The 609-nt window shown below is 60.8% G+C and carries 1 pseudogene; it reads right to left on the reverse strand.

Annotated features, from left to right (window positions below):
* Positions 1 to 99: 99 nt before the first annotated feature.
* A pseudogene (locus tag ABD810_RS41090) lies at positions 100 to 255 on the reverse strand (IS5/IS1182 family transposase); the annotation flags it as partial.
* Positions 256 to 609 lie beyond the last annotated feature (354 nt).

Genomic DNA, 609 nt, shown 5'->3' on the forward strand with positions numbered 1-609 from the left:
CGTGGCCATCGCCGCGGCCCTCATTTGCTACCGCCGATTCTCCAAATGAGTCACCGTCTTAGAACTACTAACAGAATGAGATCAGTGGTTGAGGCGGCGTCAGCAGATGATGGCGGAGGCCAGGATCATGAAGGCTTCGTGGATGTCGTCGCGGATCTCCCAGCGGATGCGTAATCGGCGAAACCAGTGCAGCAGGGCGATGGTCTGTTCGACCACCCATCGATGTATGCCCAGGCCGGAGCTGTGCGGGGTCCCACGGCGAGGGATGATCGGCTCGATCGGCTTCTGGCGCATCCAGCTGGTCAGCGGCATGCAGTTTGGCCAGCAACTGCGACACGAAACGCTCCGGATCGCCGGCGTGCCGGCGAACCAGGGCGCGGCGTAGGCGAGCAGCCGACCATTGTTCTCGACCAGCTCGCCGGTGGCGATCATGGCGAGCTTGCGCTGGCTGCTGTCGGGACGGGCCAGCCGGGTCGCGACCAAGCTTCTATACGCTTGGATGCCGGGCTTTGGCCGTACGCATAAACGCGGGTTCGTCCTACGAATTGACGACCCTTGATGAAACTAACTTGGCTAGCACCATCGCAATTATGATGCTAGTGTCAATAG

The organism is Sphaerisporangium flaviroseum (assembly GCF_039537005.1).
In the GTDB taxonomy this organism is placed as follows: Bacteria; Actinomycetota; Actinomycetes; order Streptosporangiales; family Streptosporangiaceae; genus Sphaerisporangium; species Sphaerisporangium flaviroseum.